This window comes from Bacillus cereus group sp. BfR-BA-01379 (assembly GCF_022663605.1).
GTDB classification, from domain to species: Bacteria; Bacillota; Bacilli; order Bacillales; family Bacillaceae_G; genus Bacillus_A; species Bacillus_A mobilis.
In genome coordinates, this window is sequence record NZ_JAKUFT010000077.1 from 1 (window position 1) to 22,025 (window position 22,025).

Genomic DNA, 22,025 nt, shown 5'->3' on the forward strand with positions numbered 1-22,025 from the left:
TCTCGGGTATTAGAAAAGAAACTCGCTCATGCCCAGCGTATTCTATCTAGACGTACAAAAGGCGGAGCGAATTGGCATAAACAGCGAATGAAAGTCGCTCGTATTCATGAACGAATCAAAAATGCAAGAACGGATTACTTGCAAAAACTCTCTACAAGGATCCTCAAAAACCACGATGTGATTGGGATAGAAGATTTGCAAGTATCGAATATGTTACAGAATCACAAACTAGCGAAAGCGATTCAAGAAGTATCATGGTCACAATTCAAAGCGATGTTGTTGTATAAGGCATGCTGGTATGGGAAAAAAGTGATTGTGGTGTCAAAAACATTCGCTAGTTCCCAAATCTGTTCGCATTGCGAGTACAAAAATAAAGATGTGAAAAGCCTAAACCTGCGTGAATGGAAGTGTCCTTCTTGTGATATGTATCATGATAGAGATGTGAATGCAGCGGAAAATCTGAGAAAAGAGGCCATAAGGCTCCTAACCGTAGGGATTACGGGGATTGCCTACTCATAAAACTGAGGGATACCTTAGTGTTCGTAGGAATCCCCCACTTCAAACAGCTCGTTAGAGTGTTAAGTGGGGGTAGTTCAAAATGTTCTTTTAAAGGAGGATTATATGTTTATCCTTTTTGGAATTGATGAAATAAAAGGGCGGCAAAAAGCAAAAGCATTTGTTTATTTTCTCGGTTCTGCCTTTGTTTTGTATGTTGGGGTGTCTAGTATACTTTCATAAAAAAAGAAGAGCATTTCAGCTCTTCTTTAACTCACCATTTTCAATCCAATAATCGTCCCCATAATTCCAATAATACAAATAATCCGAAAAGCATTTTTCGGCTCTTGAAAGAATAAAATACCGACAACCGCTGCACCAAGCGTCCCAATTCCAGTCCAAACTGCATATGCAATTGATAACTGAATTTCTTGAAGCGCCATCGTTAAAAATTGAAAACTAATAATAAAGCCACCTATTAAAATAATATTATTCGTCCAATTATTATCTTTTGCTACTTTCTTTATCCCAATTACACCGACAATTTCAAGGAGCCCGGCTATAATTAAATACATCCACGCCATTTTATTTCACCTCTTCCTTGTCGCCACTAAATTTCAATCCGATAATAAATAGTGCTAATAAACAAACAAGGAAAATTTTAATAAACGAAAATGGCTCTTTAAAATACACAATATCTACTACTATCGTTCCAACTGTCCCAATTCCAGTAAATACTGCATATGCGGTTCCAATTGGGATTCTTTTCGTCGCTTCAATTAATAGATGAAAGCTAACTAAAATTGCAATAAGTGTCAAAATACTCATCGAATTTGTTTTTAATCCTGTTGCCCAATATATTTCGATTAAGCCGCCAAATACTAAATACAGCCACGCCCTATTTGTACTAATCTCCTTTTTCTTTTGCACTTCTTCTTTTACCTCTTGTCGTATTTCTTGTTTTGAAGAGCTACGTTTCTTTTTTGGAAAAAGAATGTAAGACATCGCCCATATAAAATGAATCATAAGTACCGATGTCCAAACACTGACAATGGTATTAATTGTTTCATTTTGATAAAAGCCTATTTGTTTATTCAAAATCCATTCTTTCATATGAAAAATATAAGATCCACTTGGTAACTCTTGAGCTGGTACAAGCCCTATGACAAGAATAAATAAAAGCTGTGCAAGAATGAAAATACCCACATGTTTATAAAAGTATTGCCGCTCTAATCGCGCGTGCTCCTTTCCATATAGCTTCTCTTTTTGCATAGCTGTCATTTATCTTCCTCCTTTTTCAAATAATACTCTACTATTTCATCTATATACTTCATTGTTTCCGAATCAAGTCCATATACTTTCGCAATCTCTCCCTCTTCAGGTCTAATTAATTCCCAATACTTATTTATTAATTGTTCATCTTCTTGAAATACATGCATGGAAAAACCCACTACTTTTTCCGCCAATTGTTGAACTTCTGGTGAATCTACTGGTTCATTTATACGCTCGCGAATTTCTCTTAATACTTGCAACCACTCTTTCGTTCTTTTATCATTTTCTTCAAATGTTGGTAAACCCTGAATAATCTGCTGCTCTTCCTCATTAAAATACCTTTTCCAAAATTTCTTCCTCTGATCAATTCCCTGTACGGATTTTATAAATAACATTAAATCTTCTGTTCTAAGCTCTCCTGTTAATTCAATAGAATGAAATGTTGTATATAGTAGCTTTTCTAAATCCTGTAATCTTTTTACTTCCCCTTGTATCGTTTGAATTTCATTTTGAATCGCATTCTTCCATCTTTCTTCTTCTAAAATCCCCTTTTCTTCTTTTAATACTTCTTTTATTTCTGAAAGCTTAAAACCAAGCTTTTTAAAAGTTGTGATTTGCTGCAATGTAATTACATCATCTTTTGAATAGTAACGATATCCTGAATCCGCAACGTACGACGGTTTTAACAACCCAATTTCCTCATAATATCTAAGTGTTCTCGTCGTTACATTCGTTTCTTTTGAAATTTCGCCAATACTATACTTATCCATCATTTCCTCCCTTTACTTTATTTATCTCTACTATAAACTTTGACGTATACGTTAAAGTCAATACTCTTCATACATACATTTCTACAAATAAAAAAACTGCCCTTTCACAGGCAGTTTCACTTTATCCAAATACTTTCTCAAGTTCATCTTTATCTTGGCTTAACCAGAAGTTCATTAAGCGTTGTGCTCCTTCTAAATCATGAAGCTTCGCTTGGCCACATTGTGTTTCATTTGCAGCTGGAATTTCTGTAATTTGAACCGCATCTTTTAATGTTAGTTCTAATAAATCAATGATTTCTCGAACTGTTGGTGTTCCGCTTACTACAAGATAATATCCCGTTTGGCAGCCCATTGGTGAAATATCGATAATATCAAAATGCGGATAACGATCAATATATTTACGTAAATTAAATGCTAATAAATGTTCTAACGTATGAATAACATCTGGTTTCATTGCTTGTTTATTTGGTTGGCAAAAACGAATATCAAATTTATTTACAATACCGTCACTACCTACGTTGTGAACTCCGCAATGTCTTACATAAGGTGCCTTTACAATCGTATGATCTAATTCAAAGCTTTCTACTGATGGCATACAACATCTCTCCCGCTTTTAATTTAATTCCGTTATATCCAATATGATATAACGGAAATCAACATTAGTAAAGTATTATGTACAGTCGTGCTATAATACTTTAAGACTATGCTGAAAAGGAGACCATTATGAAACAGATTTTTATTGGGATTATACGCTTTTATCAAAAGTTCATATCTCCGATGACGCCACCAACGTGCCGCTTTTATCCAACTTGCTCTCATTACGGATTAGAAGCATTTCAAAAGCATGGTGCCCTGAAAGGCTTTTGGCTAACTTGTAAGCGTATATTAAAATGTCACCCTTTCCACCCGGGAGGATTTGATCCTGTCCCAGATAAAAAGGATGACAAAGTAAATTCTTAATTATCGTAGCCATTCACAACTAAATCTAATTTTCCTGTGTCAGGGTGAATAACAAGACCATGAACAGGTACTTCTTCAGGAAGTAACGGATGGTTACGGAGTACTGATACGCTATGTTCTACACTTTCCTCTACACTAGAGAAACCGCGTAAGAATTGTTCTAAATCGATTCCAGAATAACGAAGTGTATCTAATTTTTCTTCTGTTACACCGCGTTCTTTCATTTTCTCGATTGTGCTGCTCGCTTGAATTTTTGCCATACCGCAATCGTGGTGACCAACTACACATACTTCATCAGCACCAAGCTCGTATACAGCAACTAAAATACTACGCATAATACTTCCGAAAGGATGTGAAATAACAGCGCCTGCTACTTTAATAATTTTCACATCACCGTTACGCATATTCATTGCTTTCGGTAATAGTTCAACAAGACGTGTATCCATACAAGAGATAATTACCATCTTTTTGTTTGGAAATTTCCCTGCTACAAACTCTTCATATTTCTTCTCTTCAACGAATTTTTCATTGTACTGCATAATCTCTTCTAATGACTTCATAGTAATGGACCCTCTTTTCTCTCATTTACACTACATAAACAGTGTACCAAAATATGAAAAACACAAAAAGTATATTGCATTATTATAAAAGCAATATATTTTCAGATAACCGACATAATTCTTTCAAAATATACACACAGCTTTGTAACAAGTCTCACATACTATACTCCTATTTTCACTATAAACTAATTGTAGATAATGTAAAAAAGGAGTGAACATTTATTATGTCCGACGTTCTGTTACTGAGTCGTTTTCAATTTGCAATTACTATTTTTTATCACTTTTTATTTGTACCTTTGACAATCGGACTTGTTATTTTAGTGGCATGTATGGAAACGCAATACGCCCGCACATTGAATCCAACATACCGCAAAATGGCAAATTTCTGGGGTAAATTATTTACAATTAACTTCGTCATGGGGATTATAACCGGGATTACGATGGAGTTCCAATTTGGAACAAACTGGTCTGAATACTCCAAATATATGGGAGATATTTTTGGGTCACCTCTCGCAATCGAAGCACTCGTTGCCTTCTTCTTAGAATCTACTTTCATGGGAATATGGTTATTCGGTAAAGACAAAATCTCACCAAAGTTCCGTGCCTTCTGTATGTGGATGGTTGCACTTGGAACAAATATTTCCGCACTTTGGATTATTACAGCAAACGGCTTTATGCAAAATCCAGTTGGCTACGTCGTACGTAATGGCCGCGCTGAATTAAATGACTTCTGGGCACTTGTTACAAATCCATATGCTTGGAACATGTTCTTCCATACTGTAATTGGTTGTTATATCGTTGGTGCTTTCTTCGTTATGGCAATTAGTGCCTATCATTTATTACGTAAAAACGAAGTGGAATTCTTCAAAAAATCATTCAAATTTGGTTTACTGTTAGGCTTATTCGCCGCAACTGTTACACCGTTTATGGGACATCAATCTGGTGTATCCGCAGCTAAATATCAACCAGCAAAAGGAGCTGCGATGGAAGCAGTTTGGGAAACTGGAAAAGGACAAGGCTTCTCGATTGTTCAAATTCCTGATGTAAAAAACGAAAAAAACTTTGAATTCCTTACGATTCCGAAACTAGGAAGTTTCTTCTACACAAACTCATTTGATGGAGAAATTGTTGGTTTAAAAGATATTCCGAAAGAAGATCGTCCAAACGTTAACCTCGTGTACTATAGCTTTCGCTTAATGGTTGCACTTGGTATGTTCTTTATGGCATTAACTTGGTATGGCTTCTATTTAAACCGAAAAGGAAAACTAGAAAACTCAAACCGTTATTTAAAAATTACAATGTGGTCTGTTTTACTACCATATATCGCAATTAACGCTGGTTGGATTGTTGCCGAAGTAGGTCGTCAACCATGGACAGTTTATAAACTAATGCGTACAGCAGAATCTGTATCACCTATATCTGTTCCGCAAATTTGGTTCTCATTAATTAGTTTAATATTATTCTATACTCTACTCTTAATTGCAGACGTATACTTAATGCTAAAGTTCGCGAAAAAAGGACCTGCTGCATTAGAAGAGCCTGCTACTGAAGGAGGTACAGCTCATGTCTCATGATATGCTTGCGATCATCTGGTTCGGTTTATGGGGCGTAATTTGGACAGTTTACTTCATTCTTGATGGGTATGCACTTGGTAACGGAATGATTTTTCCTTTCGTTGCGAAAGACCGACAAGAACGAAATCAATTACAAGAAGCAATCGGCCCATTCTGGGGTGGTAATGAAGTATGGTTAATTACAGCTGGTGGTGCAACATTTGCTGCCTTCCCAATCACGTATGCAAATATGTTTAGTTACCTATATACACCACTATTTTTAGTATTACTCGCACTGTTTGCTCGTGCTGCCGGGCTTGAATTTATGCATAAAGACGATTCACCAATTTGGCAAAAAACTTGCAAATGGGCATTTACAATTGGTAGTTTCCTAATCGCATTCTTATTCGGAGTTACGTTCGCTAACCTTTATTACGGACTACAAATCGGAAAAAATGGTTATGAAGGAAATTTACTTAGCTTACTAAATCATTACGGTATTTTAGGTGGCCTATTCTTCACTGCTATATTCGTCGTATCTGGTGCCCTTTGGGTTATGATCAAAACGACTGGTGAAGTATCTGATCGTGCTTATAAAATTGCAAGACCATTTTCAATGGCAGCTGCTATCATTTTAGCTATTTTCTATGTAGCAACTGCCAATCGTACAAACTTATTCCAAAACTTCACAGAGTATCCGGTACTATTCATTCTTCCAGTACTTGCTATGTTAATGAGTGTACTCGCACTTATTATGGTGTACAAACATAAAATCGGTCTTGCCTTCACATTCGTTTGCTTAACAATCGCGATGTTTATGACGACTGGTTTTGCGGGCATGTTCCCAAGAATGTTACCGTCACGTATTAACGACGCATACAGCACAACGTTATACAACGCGGCAGGTAGTCAGTTAAACTTAAAAATTATGTTCTTCGTTGCAATGGTTATGGTACCAATTGTTATTGGATATCAACTTTGGAGCTACAGTATCTTTAAAAATAAAATTCATAAAGACTCTGCTAAAGGGTATCACTAAAATAAAAAAAGGCACTTCGCTTGAAGTGTCTTTTTTTGTACGTATGATTTTCGATAAGATGTTATATTTCTAATCTAACAACTATAATACAGAAGAATCATTAACAGCTCACAGCTAAATTGTAGCACAGGACAAGTTCATCATTTTATGCAATTTTACATATTTATCTATAAAGTAAATTGTATTCCCTGATCATTCGCATCGCTATCCCTTACATCTGCTGTACTAATACCACTAAATGTTTGTACTGTTTTTCCAGTATTGGATGATCCTGATCCATTATAAGCTTTCGTTTTTTCAATTGGCTGCACGTTATATTTATCACCTAAGTTAATTGTTCCGTTACAATTTTCAATAATAACACCTTCCACAACTGACGGCATTTTGTCACCTACTTTCATTTCGTTACTTTTATTTTATGAAAGGCGCCTAAAAAAATAGCATGTTTCAATAAGAAAAAGCACTCAGATTGAGTGCTTTTTCTTATTTACCTTTTTTATTTCTTTCACAAGCAATTCCATCGCCATCACGATCTAAATGCTTACCATAATACGGGCTGTCTCTTGTAATATCATAATATCCAGCATCGTTTGCTTCTTTACAGTTAGCAAAACGTTTCGGATCAGGTTTTACTTCTGGCTTCACTTCTGGTTGTGGTTGTTTCGCTCCTGGTCTTTCTTCAAATGGTAACGTTGCATTATATAAGAACTGAACGTATTGTTCACGACTTACATGCATTTTAGGTGCGAATTTACCATCACCAGTTCCAGCCGTAATATAATTTGATTTAATTGCAGTAATCGCAGGATTCGCCCATCCATTTCTATCTACATCAGGGAAATTATGATCTCCTCTTATTTGCAATTGGAATCCCCTTGTCAAAATTTGCGCCATTTCTTCACGAGTTAACGAATCTTTCGGTCTAAATTTCCCTGTGTTATCTCCAACGAATACACCCATCTCTGTTAAAGCAAGAATCTCTTTTTTAAACATAGTTGAACGATCCGTAACATCTTTATACGGATTGTTATACTGTTCTTTTACTGTCGGTTTTAAATGACGGAACATAAGAGCTGCAACTTGCTCACGTGTTACATCATCACCAAATCCAAAAATCCCATTTCCGTATCCAGCAACAACGTTTTTATTTGCTAAATCCATAATTGCTTTATAAGACCAATGATTGTTTGGAACATCTTTAAAATCTACACTTGCCTGCGCTGTTCCAATTGAAGTAAATGCTGTAGTTGCAACAATTGCACCTGTTAAAATTAATTTTTTTAATCCCATAATTGAGTCTCCTTCTCTTTCCTATAATAACCATTTAACAATATAACAAATTATTCAAATATATTTTGTCACATTATGTCGAACACAAAAAAGAATCCAGAAGGATTCTTTTTCGCTAAGCATGAATGGCAATTTTGGAGACCGTTGACTTCTTCAAAAATTTATTAGGGGTAATATTTTGAAAAAGAAAGCCTTTCATATGTAGGTTAACACCACTGGAATATATAGTAAATTGATAATATTTATACGGAAGATTGCTAATGTTTAGTATAGATACTTTCCACTATATAAACAGTGAAAAGTATCTACATGAAACAACATAAAGGTGCCTTCAAAGAAGACACCTTTCATAAACAAACACTATAAAACAGAATTTTTTATTGTTATACGATTGTTAGATACAAAAAGTAGAGGGAAATGTTTGTACGAAATTCTGCTTTATAAAGCCTGTCTACCACTTACATTTTAATCCTCTTCCTCTGAAAATAAATACAATATGCACAATTACATACCAAAAAAAAAGACACTCCATAGAGTGTCTCTTCAACCATTTTACTTTTAACATATCGCCTTACATATATTTTAACATATGTATCTTTATATTTTATTGAGAAAATTCAAAATCATCTTTCCTTTCATTTTCAATTATAAAATCATGTAATATAAAGGGTATGTCAAATTATTATACAAATTGGGGTGTACACTATTTATGTATTTTGGAATTATTCCTCTTATATTGTTTATTATTTTTCTTACCTCTTATTTAAAAGATCCACGGAAAATAATAAATGGTTTTTTATTTAATGCCTTTTTCTGTTTTTTCCTTGTTTTTTGCATGATTGCATCCTATTACTCGGATAGTGATATTCTACGCTACATTATATTTTTACCTACCTTAGCACTTATCGTTCTGATTCCTTTCGGTGTTGTTGCTTTAATGTTTGGGTTATTTCTTAATGCGAGAATTTTAATGCAACGAGAAGGCAGACGTTTTACTAACTGTTTAACACTTCTTGCTGCTTTAGGGATTTTATTCATGATGTTAATCCCTATCCTAAATCCAGCAAGTTTGTTCTCACCGCATTTCCAACCTATCTTTGTTGGAATTTCTCTTATAACTGTATATTTCTTTATACACTTATCTAATTTCTTAAGCGCTTATTTTCTATATCAATTCAACAGGCCAAGGCGTAATCAAGATTTCATCATCGTTCTTGGTAGCGGCTTAATTAATGATAAAGTACCGCCTTTACTTGCAAGTCGTATTAATAAGGCAATCGACTTTTACTGGAAACAAGTCGCTGTAAATACACCACCAACAATCATTTTCTCTGGTGGACAAGGTCCAGATGAAGGCCTCCCAGAGGCAGAAGCGATGCAAAATTATGCGATTGAAAAAGGAATTCCGCTTGAACATACAGTGCAAGAAAATCGCTCTGTAAACACATATCAAAATATGTCGTTCTCTAAAGAAATTATGGATTCTTTAAAACCTGAAGGTAAGTATAGAAGTATTTTTACAACGAATAATTTCCACCTTTTCCGCGCTGGTATATATGCCAGACAAGCTGGTCTTAATAGCCAAGGAATTGGATCAAAAACTGCATTTTATTACTGGCCTAATGCAATGATTCGTGAGTATGTCGCAATTGTTGTGATGGGACGTAAACGTCATATGAAAGTTTGCGGAGCTATTTTAGGATTCTTTTTACTCCTATCTGTACTTAGTTTTATCATTTCTTAATAACCTCCCATCCTTTGAAAGGATGGGATTTCTTATACTTATTTCCATAACATTTTAATAATAATGTTTCCTGCATACATCCATTAAAGGAGAATTTTTTCAAATTAAATGTTAAAATGGAAGTTAGGTGTGAATTACGTAACAAATAAGAAACTAGTTTGAAACGAGGAAATTACATGGAGAAAATTATCAAAAACAAGCCCAATAAGCTAAAAATCGCTTCAAAAGCTTTGATGATTATTATTGGGGCATTTATCACAGCATACGGATTAGAAGCGGTATTAATTCCAAATAACGTATCCGACGGTGGTGTAACTGGTTTAAGTATCGTTAGTTCAAGATTATTTGGATTGCCATTAGGAGCTCTAATCGCAGTTATTAACATTCCTTTCGTTTGGTTAGGATATAAACAAATCGGTAAAAGTTTTGCAATTTATTCTATTATCGGGATCGCTTCATTAGCAATCGGTACCGTTGTCATGCACGGAATACCAGCTATTATTGAAGGTGATACATTACTTGTTACAGTTGTTGGTGGTATTATTATCGGTTTCGGTATGGGACTAGCATTACGTAACGGCGGCGCGTTAGATGGAATCGATATGCTAGCTGTATTACTTTCTCGTAAGTTACCATTTGGAACGAGTGACCTTATTTTATTCTTAAACATGTTCGTATTTATTTTCGTATCAACAGTATTCGGTCTTCAAGGAGCTATCCTTTCGGCAATTGCTTACTTTATCGCTTCGAAAGTGATTCATATCGTTGAAGTTGGTTTAAGTGGTTCAAAAGCATTTAAAATCATTACAAAAGAGCCTGAATTAATGGTAGAAACAATTCGTGATCGCTTAGGCCGAAGCGCAACGTACAATGAAGTTTATGGCGGTTATTCAAGAGAGAAATTTAAAGAAATTTCTTGTGTAATTAACCGTTTAGAAGAAAGTAAAATGAAAGACTTGATTAATGAAATCGATCCAAATGCCTTTATTACAGTTTATGACGTAGCAGAAGTAAAAGGCGGTAACTTTAAGAAACGTGATATTCATTAATCATTATGGATAAAGAGGGTGTGCCAACAATTTGGCACACCCTCTTCTTATTATTAAGTTGCGATCAATATATTCTAATAATCGCTAATATATTTTTACTCTCCCCACCTTCCCCCTCTCTTAATCCATACTACATATTTTTGAAAGGCGGGCACTTCTTGTTGAAAACGAAGCGGAACATATAGAAAAAGAGTACATGTACATAATATCCATAGAACACCAACTACAAAATGAAATTTCATCGTTGTGCTAATAAACAAACTGAGAAATAAGACGAGGAACATAATCAAACTAAACCTTTTATATAGAGTCATAATAACCTCCTCCTTATAACTTAATTGTACCAGCTACAAGGAATTAATTTCCATAACAAAAAAAAGACCGAAAAGCAAATTCTACTTTCCGGTCTTTATAACTACCTTCTTTTCGTAATCTTTCCTGAACCACCAACCCTCGTTTTTGGGGGAGATGTATTTTTTGGCGGCGTTTTAATAGATGATTTCGGCTTCACATCTGATCCGCTCGAGCCACCTGGTGTTTTTGTGATTGTCCCTTTGCTTCCAGTAGACGGCGGAGGGGTACTACTTCCTTTTTTCGTAATACTTCCTGTATCTCCTACAGAAGATTTCGAATCTACATTATCGCCTCGCTTAATGATAGATCCTTTCCCTTCCTTCGTAATTGGAGGAGGTGTTTTCTTTTCTTCTTTCGTAGGCGGTCTTTCTGGAACAACTGGCTTATGATTTTGTCTGTCATTATATCCTCGGTAATCACCGTATGATGATTTTCGTGAACCGAATATATCATTTAAAATACTTCCCATAATATATCCTTGCAGGAAGGATGGTTGGTAATTTTGACGGACAAATTCTTCATTGCTTACTTCAATTAACGTATCAGATGGTTTCTCTTTATCCTTTTGCAAATTATACATTTTATCAGAATAAACGAGGAACATTTGATTTTCGTCTTCTTTAGATGCTTGCTTCGGTTTCCTTTCGGCTATAAGTTCCTTCGCGACTTCAGGAACTGACCGATTGGCGGCCCTATACACGTAAGATTCTTGTTTACCTTCTTTTGCAACAGACTCAAGTGGATAACGATCTTGAATCGACTTTGTCTGCCCGCCTTGACAACCTGATAAGGCATATCCAGCAACAACAAGTAATGTAACGATAGCAAGTATAGGGATCACGAACGATTTAATCATGGTAAACAATCGGTTTGACATGATTACGCCCCCTTACGTTGCTCTTATAATTTGTACATCAGCAGGAATAATTGCTTCTCCCTCATACATCATTGTGCGACCATTTTGCCATTCAATACGCAATAATTTTCGGTTATCGGATTGGAATTCCCATACATGCTGTTCCTCTGAAGCAGAGAATGGTGTTTTCCCCATCACAACAACACGTCCGTTATATTGCTCTTCCATATGGTACTCTGTATCATCCATTTCAATTGTCGTCGGAATTTCATCAATCGAATCTAAGCGACCATCAATGGGTGTATATAATTTGTAATACGTATTTTCACGGTCTTCAATTTTTAAATAACGAATATCTTTCCCGTCTTGCAGCGTTAAAACAATTTCTTTACGAGAATGCATACTCGTTTTCCCAGTTAATTCGTACATAACTAATGAAACTTCAATCATATCGCCAGGAGCTAACGTTAACAAACTTTTTTCTGGTTTCGGTGGCTCTGGGCTCTTCATTATATTTTTAATTCGTTTAAATAAACTCATGATTTACCCCTCCTTCTCTCTTTATAAACAAGCACCTAAAATAAGTGCACCAACGATATGTAATGATCCGGCCAACATCGCATGCGCAACACTGCCTTCTTTCGTACCTTCTTCTAAATCTAAGCCAGCCATTTTCTTTAGCACAAATTCGATAAACATTTCTACCACTAATAAAATAACAAAAGAAACTGCTGATGCAAGTAGCGCTTGCCATAAGTCATTTGCTTTCGTTATGGATTGAGATAAAATGTACCCTTGCGCGAACAATTTCATAACGAAACGCGTTGTTACAGCTGTATTCCCACTCTTTATTTCTTTTAAATCATTGTACTTAGTAAAAATTGAATCAACCCACATAATTGCAAATAAAAGTACTGCACTTGCTCCAGTCCATACAAGCATGGCTAATACATTTGTCCATGTCATTGCAAAACCTCCTCTAAAAAAATAATAGAAAACCGACATGAATTCTCTTCAGACATGTCGGTTTCTTTGTCTATTCTATATTATTTCTCATACTGCTTCATAATACGAGCTAATTCATCGTCAACAGCAGAATTTTTGTTTAAGCTTGCAAATTCATCATCTAATGACTTTTCTTTTTTGTACACTTCGCCGCTTGCTTCTGCTTCAGCCTCTAATTGAAGAGCCTTTTCTTCCATACGGCTTAAACCAGCTTTTGCTGAATTTGAATCAAATCCAGACATCGCTTGATTAATATTCTTTTGTGCTTTCGCTGCATTTACACGTGCTACAAGTGTTTCACGTTTATTTTTCAGCTCTGTTAATTGCTTACGCATTTCTTCTAGCTTCAGGCGAAGATTATCAGCGGCAGCTTTATTTTGCTCATAGCTTGCTTTATATTCATTCATCTTTTGCTCTGCATTTTGTTTTTCTTCAAGAGCACGACGCGCAAGGTCAAGATTGCTTGCTTGAACAGCCATATGAGCTTGCTCTTCACGTTTTTTCACAAGTGCTTCTTGCTCTTCAAATAATATTTTGAATTTCTTCTCAAGTGCGATTTGAGCTGCTACACTTTTCTCAGCTTCTTGTACATCTGCTTGCATATCGCGTAAATATTGATCCGTCATCTTAACTGGATCTTCCGCTTTTTCAATTAATGAATACACATTCGACATAGTTAAATCTCTTAATCGTTTAAATACAGACATCCAAATTCCTCCTATGATATACCTCATATTTCAAATTCACTACTTGGAAAACTGAAAAATCTCCCTTTACAGTAAAGAATATTCATTTTTACAACCTATGTGTTTATTATAACAAAACTAAGATGTCCTTACATGTTATTTCCAAAATACAGCCAATATAATATGACATTCTTGATACAATATTGTATTTCTAATATATCCTCATTATTTCTCTTTAAAATTAACTTACTTTTGTGCACTTTCACTAAATTACATAAGTGTAATGTTACTGTAAGCTAACTCGATAGTTGCATTCCGATATTTCTTATACACTAATACCAGAAGCAACAAACAAGCTTCTCATCATTTCAGAACTAATACAAAAACTGTATTTACAATAAAACATGTAAAAGGAGAAATCATCATGAAAAAATTAGTAGGTATCGGATTAGCAGCAGCAATTTCACTTGGAGCATTATCAGGTTGTTCTTTATTAGGAGAGAAAGCGAACGGCTTAGTATTATACGGATCAGAAGAACAAGTTCAAAAAATTACAGATCAAAATAAGAAAGAAGTAAAAGAAAAAGACTTCTATAAAATGAAAATGGCAACATTAGAGGGTAAAAAAGTACTTGTAATGGATAAGAAAACTGGTGATGAACTCGTTAAGAAAGAACTACTTAAAAAAGTCGGTAAAAATGATGATACAAAGGCAATCGATAAATTGCCAGCTGTAACAGCAGACGAAGGCGTGCTATTCGCAAAAGAGAAGGTAGAAAACGCTACGCTTGATGGAGCAAAATTAAAATATGAAGGCAACACAATTATCGGTGATGGCCGTTCTTATGCAGATATGTTTGCTATCGTTGATGATGCAACATATGTAAATGTAAAAGGTGAAGAAAAATCTGTAGGTATTTTGAAATTTGATAAAGACCCAAGCAAAGAGCTACCTGGAGCAAATGGAGTAGAAGCTTCTCAACTTGTAAAAATTAAAAAGTAAAACAAAAAAAGCTTTGCGAAATTCGCAAAGCTTTTTTGCTATTTATGAGCAACTTGCTCCATATCCGGACTACAAGTTTGCGACTGACATGACTTATTTAAAGAACATGCTGCGCATTTTCCCTTTTTACTTCTCTTTACAAAATTAACTAACGTGTATGCTGCATAACCAAAAATGATAGCTCCAATTATAATATTGACCATCACCCTAATACATCTCCTTCTAGAATCCGAGTAAGGATCCAACTTGGTATATAATAAGCGTTAATACATAAGCAACAACGAGTGGATACACGACAGAGAAAATCGTCCACTTCGCTGATCCTGTTTCACGTTTAATAACGGCTACTGTCGCTAAACACGGAACATATAATAAAATAAAGAACATAAATGCATATGCTGATAGCGCCGTATAATGTGCCCCCATTACATTTCCTAACACATCTTCTTTCACCGCATAAATAATTGCCATTGTAGAAACGACAACTTCTTTCGCTAAAAATCCTGTTAAAAGGGATGCAGCAGCTTGCCACGTTCCAAATCCAAGCGGTGCAAATAGCGGTGCGATAAATCCACCAATCATCGCTAAGTAACTGTCTCCCATATCAACACCAAATCCTGATGGACCTGCATAGTTTAATAACCAAATGACAACAGAACCACCGAAGATGAATGTACCTGCTTTACGAACAAACCCTTTCCCTTTCTCCCACGTGCTGAGCCATAACGTTTTCGCTTGTGGCACGCGGTACGGCGGTAGTTCAATGACGAAAATAGACTTTTCTGCTTTTAAAATTGTAAGAGACATAATTTTTGTAACGAGTAATGCAAGAACAATACCTGCAACATATAAAGAAAATACAACAGTTGCCTGACTATGAGGGAAGAACACTCCCGCAAATAATGCATATACAGGTAAACGTGCGGAACAAGACATAAACGGTGTTACAAGCACTGTAAGTAAACGTTCTTTTTCTTGTTCAATCGTTCTCGCTGCCATAATACCTGGAACATTACATCCAAAACCGATAATCATCGGAATGAACGCTTTTCCGTTTAAACCGAAGAACTCCATAATTCTATCCATAACAACTGCAATTCGCGCCATATATCCTGAGTCTTCTAATAATGAAATGAAAAAGAATAGTGCAAAGATTTGTGGAACGAATACTAATACTGCACCAACACCAGCAATAATACCTTCTGTAATGAGTGCTTGAATAAAATCAGAAGCTCCAACACTTGAGAGCCCAGCTGTCACCCAATCCGTAAGCTGTCCACCAAAAAAGCCATCTAATATATCCGATAAAGGTGTACCAATCCACGTAAACGTAACCTGAAAAATAAAAAACATAACTGCTAAAAAGATTGGAAGTCCTAAAATTTTATGTGTAATTAATCTATCAATTTTTTCCGAAAAAGGAATTTTTCCTTCTTTCTCATGCTGCATAACATTTGTTTTTAACTTTTCAATATACGCTTCACGAGTTTTGTAAATATGCTCTTCCAACGTACAATCAAGTTTTCCTTCTAAGCGAGATCGAATGGCTACAAGTTCCTTATAAATTGGTAATGCTTTCATTTCTTTTTCTACTACTTCGTTATTGCTTAAAAATTGAAGAGCTAACCATCTTGGATGCTTATAATTCGCTGTCTCTAAAAGAGCTATTACCTCGCCAATACCTTCATCCATTTGTACACCATATGAAATAATGAATGGCTTTTTCTCTTTTTTGTCATTTTCTTTAAGAGTCGCAAGTAGTTCTTCACAGCCTTTTCCGCTTCTTGCAACAACAGGAACGACTGTTACACCTAATCGTTCTGATAATCGTTTTACATCAATTACAATGCCTCTTTGCTTTGCCACATCAACCATATTTAATCCAATTGAAACTGGCTTTCCAAATTCAAGTAATTGCAAAGTTAAATGCATGTTTCGCTCGAATTGTGAAGAATCCACTATATTTAACATATGATGGAATTCATCTGTTAATAGAAAATTCGTAACGACACCTTCATCACGCGAAACTGGATTTAAATCATAAACACCTGGTAAATCAATTAAGGTTCCTTGCTTATCTTTTAATTTACCAACCTTCTTTTCTACTGTTACACCGCTCCAGTTTCCTACATATTCATAAGAACCAGTAAGTGCATTAAATAATGATGTCTTCCCTGTATTCGGATTCCCTAGCAAAGCTACCTTATTCACGCTAATTCCACCTTTATCATTTTCGCGTCACAATGACGAATACTAATTAACTGTCCACGACACTCCAATGTACAAGGACCTTTAAACATCGCTTTCTGTTTCAAACGAAGTTCGCTTCCTTCCGCGAGACCAAAAGCAGCTAGCCTACGCTTTAATAACTGATCTAAAGACTGAACACTTTTTACTAACACTCTCTCACCAATTTTAATATCTACTAAGCTCATAACCTTCCCCCTCAGAAGAGAATGATAATTATTTTCAAAAAAATTATAGCACACTCTATTTCTCTTGTACTATACCCTTTTGCTTCATATTTATTAACATTTCACTACAATTCTATTTCAATAATTGTCATACTACATTCGTTTGCCATTCTCATCCATTTCGCTTACAATAAACAATAGCAAATAAAGAATCTCGTTATCACAGGGGGAGCCATGCCGCTGAGAGGGAACACTTCGTTCCGACCCTTCGAACCTGTTAGTTAATGCTAACGCAGGGATTGTGCAAACGTCCGAAATACACATCTCTTTTTTATTTACGTATTTCGTATCCTCCTATGATATCTATTCTTTTTTGTACAACTTGGATTTAGGGGGAGACAACATGCGTAACACCAATTTACAAGCGATGATCGAATCTGCAATTCTTGCAGCCTTCGCCTTGGTCATCGACATTTTACCAATATCAATCAAACTTCCAACAGGCGGTTCCATTTCATTTGCTATGATTCCTATTTTTATTATCGCATACCGCTGGGGCTTCAAAATGGCTTTCTTAGGAGGCTTAATTTGGGGATTATTACAAATTGTCGTAGGCGATGCTATTATCGTCACACCAATTCAAGTACTAATTGAATACTTCGTTGCTTTTGCATTCATTGGATTTGCTGGTTTATTCTACCGTCCAATTCAAAAAGCCCTTTTAACATCCAATGAAAATAGCTTAGAACAATCCAGTTTAGGTAGCCGTAAAGACAAACCTTCACAAAAACAAAACGAAGGAAAGAAAGTTATTGGTTACATTATTGTTGCTACATTTGTTGGTAGCTTTGCTCGCTATTTCTGTCACTTTATCGCCGGTATTATTTTCTGGGGACAATATGCACCGAAAGGTCAATCAGCTGTCCTATATTCATTAATTGTAAACGGTAGTGTAATGATTGGTTCCTATATTCTATGTACCGTTTTACTTATCTTTTTATTTCTTACTTCACCACGTTTATTCAAAAGCATCAATGCTTATCAACTGAATTCGAAGAAAAAGAGCGCTTAATAAGCGCTCTTTTTTTCATATCGTAATATCAATTAAAAATACAATAAATGCACAAAAGAAAATAAATACCATTATACTTAGCCAATTGCTATGCACGGTTCATCGACTCCTTACATAACCTCATTTTCTAACCAGATTATATCGCTTAAAAATAAAGATTAGGTAAAGATAATATGAAAATAAATTAAAAAAAGCGTAGCATGTGCCATCTACGCTTTTTTCGGTAAGTAAAAGTAAAATAATACACCGTCTTCTGTATTCTTTACTCCATATTCAGCATCGTGTAATTCTAAAATATTTTTAGAAATAGCTAACCCAAGCCCCGTTCCACCTTGTGAACGCTTGCGAGCTGCATCCACGCGATAAAAACGATCCCAAATTTTATCTAATTGCTCTTCTTCAATGTGAGTACCTTTATTTTCAATACACACTTTTATACGGTCCTTCTCATCTATTGTAGAAATCATAATATCTTCTTTATTTGGTGTATAACGTATAGCATTCGTAATGAAGTTCACGATGATTTGTTCAATCCGACTTTGATTTGCAACTACTTCAAATGAACATATATTTTTATGCACATGCAGTTCTTTTTTCTCTATTTCCACAGAAAGGTGTTCACATATATCTTCAATTACTGTATCAATATAAAATGCATCCTTTTTCATTTTATATGTACCTGACTCAAATTTAGCTAGCTCAAGCATATCCAAAATTAACGTATCCATTTTATCTACTTCTCGTTCCATTGCTTGAAAATAATACTCTTTTTTATGTTCAGCTACCCCGTCCTTTAAAATAGAAATACAGCTTTTCATAATACTGAGGGGTGTTTTCAATTCATGGGACACACCAGAAATAAATTCTTTCCGCGTATTTTCTAACTTTCTTTCCTTTTCAATATCTTGTTCTAGCTGTCCAATATGCGAATGGAGCTTATTGGATAATACATTAATATTTTTTGATAAATCACCAATTTCATCTTTTGAAGTAATCGGTATTTGTTCTGTGAAATCTAAGTGTGCTATTTTCTTCGTCGTATCATTTATTTTTAATAACGGCTTTGCAATTTGTTTAGAGTAATAGAACGAAGTGAGAAAAATGAGAACGACTACAAATGCAATGATGTAGATATAGTAATCTTGCACCATTTGTACAGCCTCATCTACAGGCTGTAAAGAAGCCATCGCATATATATAAGTTACTGATCCATCTTTTTCTTTTGTTGGCTTGATTAATAATTTATATTTAATATCATTTTTTTCATAGTCCATTGTTTGTATTGCATATTGTATTTGCTTGCTCTCTTTTAATAATAAATTAGTTTGAAATTCTTTTATGTTATCTAAGAAGATGCTATTTTTATAAATTGGATTTATAGGACCTGTTACATCAGGAAGCTGAACTTTCGTAACACGCCCACTTATGTAAGCATCTAATTCTTGAGCAGATTCTTCCTGGACAGCTGGTTTCTTTTCTTTAATAAGTTGTTCTTGAGCCGCTCTCTTTTTCTCCTCATCTAATTTCATTTTCTCCTGAAATGCTTTTTCTAACGGTTTATTAGATCCGCTTAAATTTTGCTTGCCTAACGAGAAAGAGAATGGAATATAACTATCATCTTTTTGCACGCCAGAAAAATAAATTTCTTGTTCTAAAAAATGCCCTGATGATTTATTATCAATCTCCTCTATATTGACGAGATTACCTAAGGGAATCTTGAATATTTGTTGTCCAAAGCTCTTTTGTTGCATACGATTTATTGTTACTTCAAAATAAAAATCATCCACATGTTTTAAATTCCCATTCTGATCTAATGTCGTAATCCACGTATTATTTTCCCGAAAAAAGTCTTGCTCCAGTTTCTGAATTCCTTCTGCACTTCCTGCATAGTTCAAATAATTCTTCTCAAAGGAATTTAAATTCACTTTAATATCTTCTACTTTTCGGTTCGCATAATATTGTTTAAAAAATATCGTTTGTCCAATAAATATCGTCGCTAAAATTAACATACATAATGCTGTTGTGAGAGTAAATAATTTTAGTACAATCCCTTTTCTCATACATTTCCCTCAAATTTATAACCTGTTCGTACTACAGTTGTAATGTACTTTGCTTTCTCTCCTAATTTATTTCTTAAATTACGAATATGACTATTAACCGTTCGATCATCACCAGCAAATTCATATCCCCAAATTCTTGAAATTAATTGTTCCCTTGTTAGTACAATTCCTTGGTTTTTCATGAAATACACTAATATTTCAAACTCCGTATGCGTTAAACTAACATCTGCCTCATCAACAGTAACAGTACGTGACGGAAAATGGACGTGGATGCCATGAATCGATAACGTATCATCTTCGTTCTCTAAAGGTTTCTTCAATGCTTTTCTACTTTCTAACAATCGTTTCGCTCTTGCTAATAGAATGGGTGGACTATACGGCTTCGTCACATAGTCATCCGCCCCAAGTTCAAATCCAAGTAACGTATCATCTTCATCTACACGCGCCGTCAGCATAATAATAGGAACCTCGGATGTCTTACGGATTCTTCGGCAAACGGACCACCCATCAAGTTCCGGCAACATAATGTCTAAAATAACTAAATCCACCTCTTCTTGCTCAAATACGACTAAAGCTTCTTTCCCATCCCTCGCTTCAAACACTACATATTGCTCACTCAAAAAATAATCCTTTAATATTTCACGCAAAATATCTTCATCTTCCACAATTAAAATATTTTTTGACATAACCCATATATCCCCCTCTCGCTTTCAAAAACTACAACTTCATTTCGAATAACTAGCCTTTAACTTCGCCTCGATAATATATCTATCTGGTGCATCACCTATATAATCAAATGGATAGCAAGTCGTCAGTGTTAATATCGGTTCTTCTTTTTTTATAATAACAGTACGATCATCCGCATGGGTAATCCATATCTTTTGAATTTCGTATGTGTACGTTTTATTATCATACTCTAAAACAAGAGTGTCTTTTTCTTTCAACTCTCCTAAATCTGTAAATACCGTATCCCGGTGCCCACTTAGTACCGTATGTCCCCCTCCAGATGGCGTTGTCGTTAAATCACTAACGAACATTCCAACTCCTTTTTTCAGCGTTACCTCATTCGCTCCCCAGTATATAGAAAACTTCTTCTTTATTTTCGGTATATGTAATAGTGCAACCTTTTCTCCTTCTTTATGTTCTGTTTGAGATGAAGGTACTTGGGAAGCTACAGGTGTTTCGTAAGCAAGTTGATTATGTTGTATATTTTCAAGGCTCTTTAGTTCTTCTTTCGTTAATTGTTGAGCAGAGCTTTTTCCTTTATACCATTCCATAGCGTAATATGATCCCATACATAGTCCTATCGCCATCAATATGATACCGATATAATTGAGTAACTTCATGTTTCATCCCTCCATGCCAAAAATGGTAGGAATAACCTACCATTTTTAATATATGAAATTATCCCATTCTTTATAGGACAATATTTTATTTACACCTTAACTTTATTACGACGTTTCAAACCAAATAATGTCCCTATCCCTACAAAGCACGCACTTAGTGCCATCATTGCTGCATTATTAGATGCTGTGTTTGGCAATTTTTCACCTTGTACAACTGGCTTTGCTACTTCTTTCTTTTGACCGTCCTTCATCACCGCTTCTTTTTTGGCCATATCATTTTTTTGCTGTTCTTGCGCTAGTCTCTTTTTCTCTTCTTCACTCTTTTGCTGTTCCTTAATCAATGCTTCTTTTTTTTCCTTATCATTTTTCAACTGTTCTTGTGCTATTCTCTTTTTCTCTTCTTCACTTTTTTGCTGTTCTTTAATCGCTGCTTCTTTTTTCGCTTTATCTTGCTGCAGTTGCGCCGCTTCTTCCTTTGTTACTGTTCCAGTATCCGC

At 35.2% G+C, this 22,025-nt stretch carries 27 protein-coding genes, 1 pseudogene and 1 riboswitch; of the genes and pseudogenes, 9 read left to right on the top strand and 19 right to left on the bottom strand.

What is annotated here, in order from left to right:
• Together MR113_RS22405 and MR113_RS22410 are read left to right on the top strand one after the other, a co-directional pair.
• Positions 1–519 (top strand): transposase (locus MR113_RS22405; RefSeq protein WP_242256922.1); only part of this gene is annotated, 519 nt, incomplete at its 5' end.
• Positions 520–621: 102 nt separating this feature from the next.
• Positions 622–738: pseudogene (locus MR113_RS22410) on the top strand (YczI family protein); the annotation flags it as partial.
• A gap of 26 nt (positions 739–764) precedes the next feature.
• On the opposite strand, the gene MR113_RS22415 reads toward MR113_RS22410, so the two are convergent.
• From MR113_RS22415 to luxS, 4 genes are all read right to left on the bottom strand, one after another.
• Complete coding sequence (locus MR113_RS22415) at positions 765–1,079, bottom strand: DMT family transporter (RefSeq protein ID WP_242256923.1); 315 nt, start codon at positions 1,077–1,079, stop codon at positions 765–767.
• Between the two features lies 1 nt (position 1,080).
• Positions 1,081–1,776 carry a DMT family transporter gene (locus MR113_RS28515; protein ID WP_313895086.1) on the bottom strand — a complete coding sequence of 232 codons (696 nt, stop codon included), beginning with the start codon at positions 1,774–1,776 and terminating at the stop codon, positions 1,081–1,083.
• A complete protein-coding gene (locus MR113_RS22425) occupies positions 1,773–2,537 on the bottom strand; it encodes a MerR family transcriptional regulator (RefSeq protein ID WP_242256924.1) in 765 nt (254 codons plus the stop codon). The genes MR113_RS28515 and MR113_RS22425 overlap by 4 nt, the downstream gene beginning before the upstream one ends.
• 121 nt (positions 2,538–2,658) lie before the next feature.
• Positions 2,659–3,132 (bottom strand): S-ribosylhomocysteine lyase LuxS, encoded by a 474-nt coding sequence (gene luxS, locus MR113_RS22430; RefSeq protein WP_001141371.1) that lies wholly within the window; start codon positions 3,130–3,132, stop codon positions 2,659–2,661.
• 128 nt (positions 3,133–3,260) lie between these two features.
• On the opposite strand from luxS, the gene yidD reads away from it, so the two are divergent.
• On the top strand, positions 3,261–3,497 hold the full coding sequence (gene yidD / locus MR113_RS22435; RefSeq protein ID WP_000809334.1) for a membrane protein insertion efficiency factor YidD: 237 nt from the start codon (positions 3,261–3,263) through the stop codon (positions 3,495–3,497).
• On the opposite strand, the gene MR113_RS22440 is transcribed toward yidD, so the two are convergent.
• Complete coding sequence (locus MR113_RS22440; RefSeq protein WP_061677533.1) at positions 3,494–4,057, bottom strand: beta-class carbonic anhydrase; 564 nt, start codon at positions 4,055–4,057, stop codon at positions 3,494–3,496. The genes yidD and MR113_RS22440 overlap by 4 nt on opposite strands.
• 224 nt (positions 4,058–4,281) lie before the next feature.
• Here MR113_RS22440 and cydA point away from each other — a divergent pair, with 224 nt between their 5' ends.
• Both cydA and cydB read left to right on the top strand, forming a co-directional pair.
• Complete coding sequence (gene cydA / locus MR113_RS22445) at positions 4,282–5,631, top strand: cytochrome ubiquinol oxidase subunit I (protein WP_242256925.1); 1,350 nt, start codon at positions 4,282–4,284, stop codon at positions 5,629–5,631.
• The gene (gene cydB / locus MR113_RS22450) at positions 5,621–6,649 is read left to right on the top strand and encodes a cytochrome d ubiquinol oxidase subunit II (protein ID WP_061677536.1); all 1,029 of its coding nucleotides are present in this window, start codon (positions 5,621–5,623) and stop codon (positions 6,647–6,649) included. Before cydA ends, cydB begins: the two co-directional genes overlap by 11 nt.
• Positions 6,650–6,816: 167 nt before the next feature.
• Here cydB and MR113_RS22455 read toward each other — a convergent pair whose 3' ends face one another.
• A complete protein-coding gene (locus tag MR113_RS22455; RefSeq protein WP_270731395.1) occupies positions 6,817–7,050 on the bottom strand; it encodes a spore germination protein in 234 nt (77 codons plus the stop codon).
• Between the two features lie 82 nt (positions 7,051–7,132).
• Positions 7,133–7,939, bottom strand: a complete 807-nt coding sequence (locus MR113_RS22460) for an S-layer homology domain-containing protein (protein WP_242256927.1) — start codon at positions 7,937–7,939, stop codon at positions 7,133–7,135.
• A 709-nt stretch (positions 7,940–8,648) separates the two neighbouring features.
• On the opposite strand from MR113_RS22460, the gene MR113_RS22465 reads away from it, so the two are divergent.
• Together MR113_RS22465 and MR113_RS22470 are read left to right on the top strand one after the other, a co-directional pair.
• Positions 8,649–9,683, top strand: coding sequence for a YdcF family protein (locus MR113_RS22465; protein WP_242256928.1), 1,035 nt, complete (start codon positions 8,649–8,651; stop codon positions 9,681–9,683).
• A 176-nt stretch (positions 9,684–9,859) separates the two neighbouring features.
• On the top strand, positions 9,860–10,732 hold the full coding sequence (locus MR113_RS22470; protein WP_097816536.1) for a YitT family protein: 873 nt from the start codon (positions 9,860–9,862) through the stop codon (positions 10,730–10,732).
• Positions 10,733–10,827: 95 nt separating this feature from the next.
• Here MR113_RS22470 and MR113_RS22475 read toward each other — a convergent pair whose 3' ends face one another.
• From MR113_RS22475 to MR113_RS22495, 5 genes are all read right to left on the bottom strand, one after another.
• On the bottom strand, positions 10,828–11,046 hold the full coding sequence (locus MR113_RS22475; RefSeq protein ID WP_242256929.1) for a hypothetical protein: 219 nt from the start codon (positions 11,044–11,046) through the stop codon (positions 10,828–10,830).
• A gap of 101 nt (positions 11,047–11,147) precedes the next feature.
• Positions 11,148–11,963, bottom strand: a complete 816-nt coding sequence (locus tag MR113_RS22480; RefSeq protein ID WP_242256930.1) for a DUF4247 domain-containing protein — start codon at positions 11,961–11,963, stop codon at positions 11,148–11,150.
• A 12-nt stretch (positions 11,964–11,975) separates the two neighbouring features.
• Positions 11,976–12,482, bottom strand: a complete 507-nt coding sequence (locus MR113_RS22485) for a DUF4178 domain-containing protein (protein WP_000051749.1) — start codon at positions 12,480–12,482, stop codon at positions 11,976–11,978.
• A gap of 21 nt (positions 12,483–12,503) precedes the next feature.
• The gene (locus MR113_RS22490) at positions 12,504–12,908 is read right to left on the bottom strand and encodes a DUF350 domain-containing protein (RefSeq protein ID WP_061677558.1); all 405 of its coding nucleotides are present in this window, start codon (positions 12,906–12,908) and stop codon (positions 12,504–12,506) included.
• A gap of 80 nt (positions 12,909–12,988) precedes the next feature.
• Positions 12,989–13,654, bottom strand: a complete 666-nt coding sequence (locus MR113_RS22495; RefSeq protein WP_000110287.1) for a PspA/IM30 family protein — start codon at positions 13,652–13,654, stop codon at positions 12,989–12,991.
• 403 nt (positions 13,655–14,057) lie between these two features.
• On the opposite strand from MR113_RS22495, the gene MR113_RS22500 reads away from it, so the two are divergent.
• On the top strand, positions 14,058–14,636 hold the full coding sequence (locus tag MR113_RS22500) for a lipoprotein BA_5634 family protein (protein WP_242256931.1): 579 nt from the start codon (positions 14,058–14,060) through the stop codon (positions 14,634–14,636).
• Between the two features lie 38 nt (positions 14,637–14,674).
• Here the strand turns inward: MR113_RS22500 and MR113_RS22505 are convergent, their stop codons facing one another.
• Genes MR113_RS22505 through MR113_RS22515 form a run of 3 tightly spaced genes read right to left on the bottom strand, consistent with a single transcriptional unit; the run spans position 14,675 to position 17,071 of the window.
• Entirely contained in the window at positions 14,675–14,842 is a 168-nt protein-coding gene (locus MR113_RS22505) for a FeoB-associated Cys-rich membrane protein (protein WP_000989599.1), read from the bottom strand.
• 16 nt (positions 14,843–14,858) lie between these two features.
• Complete coding sequence (gene feoB, locus MR113_RS22510) at positions 14,859–16,847, bottom strand: ferrous iron transport protein B (protein ID WP_242256932.1); 1,989 nt, start codon at positions 16,845–16,847, stop codon at positions 14,859–14,861.
• Positions 16,844–17,071, bottom strand: a complete 228-nt coding sequence (locus MR113_RS22515; RefSeq protein WP_242256933.1) for a FeoA family protein — start codon at positions 17,069–17,071, stop codon at positions 16,844–16,846. Before MR113_RS22515 ends, feoB begins: the two co-directional genes overlap by 4 nt.
• A gap of 194 nt (positions 17,072–17,265) precedes the next feature.
• Positions 17,266–17,367, top strand: a riboswitch (TPP riboswitch).
• An 86-nt stretch (positions 17,368–17,453) separates the two neighbouring features.
• On the opposite strand from MR113_RS22515, the gene thiT reads away from it, so the two are divergent.
• The gene (thiT, locus tag MR113_RS22520) at positions 17,454–18,122 is read left to right on the top strand and encodes an energy-coupled thiamine transporter ThiT (protein WP_001246566.1); all 669 of its coding nucleotides are present in this window, start codon (positions 17,454–17,456) and stop codon (positions 18,120–18,122) included.
• A gap of 209 nt (positions 18,123–18,331) precedes the next feature.
• On the opposite strand, the gene MR113_RS22525 is transcribed toward thiT, so the two are convergent.
• The 4 genes from MR113_RS22525 to MR113_RS22540 form a co-directional block, all read right to left on the bottom strand.
• Complete coding sequence (locus MR113_RS22525) at positions 18,332–20,182, bottom strand: sensor histidine kinase (RefSeq protein ID WP_242256934.1); 1,851 nt, start codon at positions 20,180–20,182, stop codon at positions 18,332–18,334.
• Complete coding sequence (locus MR113_RS22530; RefSeq protein ID WP_242256935.1) at positions 20,179–20,868, bottom strand: response regulator transcription factor; 690 nt, start codon at positions 20,866–20,868, stop codon at positions 20,179–20,181. Before MR113_RS22530 ends, MR113_RS22525 begins: the two co-directional genes overlap by 4 nt.
• Positions 20,869–20,907: 39 nt before the next feature.
• Positions 20,908–21,528 (bottom strand): class D sortase, encoded by a 621-nt coding sequence (locus MR113_RS22535; protein WP_242256936.1) that lies wholly within the window; start codon positions 21,526–21,528, stop codon positions 20,908–20,910.
• An 89-nt stretch (positions 21,529–21,617) separates the two neighbouring features.
• The coding region (locus MR113_RS22540) for an LPXTG cell wall anchor domain-containing protein (protein WP_242256937.1) at positions 21,618–22,025 on the bottom strand (408 nt) is incomplete at its 5' end.